Here is a 540-nt window from a genome sequence, read left to right on the forward strand (position 1 = left end):
CTCGCCGCTGAAGACCGCGCACTGCTTGAGCGCCATGGTCTCGGCACTTTCGACGCATTGTGGGCTAAACAGCTTGAAGCTGTGGATGAACCCAATACCGCCCGTGGTGGCTGGAGTAGCGTCTTCCGTCTGGACCTGGAGGGGCAGGGGTATTACCTCAAGCGCCAGAGCAATTACCTGACGCGCACTTTGCACGCGCCTTTCGGCGAGCCCAGTTTTGCCCGTGAGTTTCGTAACATCAGCCGCTATCGCAAGCTCGGCATACCGGCGCTGCAAGCGGCGTTCTTCGGTGAGCGCAAAGTCGACGGCGAAGTCCGCGCGATCCTGCTGACCCGGGCGCTCGATGGCTGGAGCGATCTGGAATCGCTGTTGCAGCGTTGGGCGCAACTCAGTGCTGCACAGCATTCAGCCATCCTCAAGGCTTGTGGCCTGCTGGCTCGGCATCTGCACGGTGTGCGTCAGGTGCACGGCTGTTTCTACCCCAAGCATATTTTTCTGCGGGCCACCGGTGACGGATATCAGGCGCAATTGATCGACCTG

General features: G+C 60.6%; 1 protein-coding gene. It reads left to right on the forward strand.

Annotated elements, in window-relative coordinates; all coding sequences use genetic code 11:
• The coding region (locus tag BK660_RS30245; RefSeq protein ID WP_123436406.1) for a lipopolysaccharide kinase InaA family protein at window positions 1–540 on the forward strand (540 nt) is incomplete at both ends.

The sequence above is a fragment of the Pseudomonas brassicacearum genome (assembly GCF_003732265.1).
In the GTDB taxonomy this organism is placed as follows: domain Bacteria; phylum Pseudomonadota; class Gammaproteobacteria; order Pseudomonadales; family Pseudomonadaceae; genus Aquipseudomonas; species Aquipseudomonas brassicacearum_D.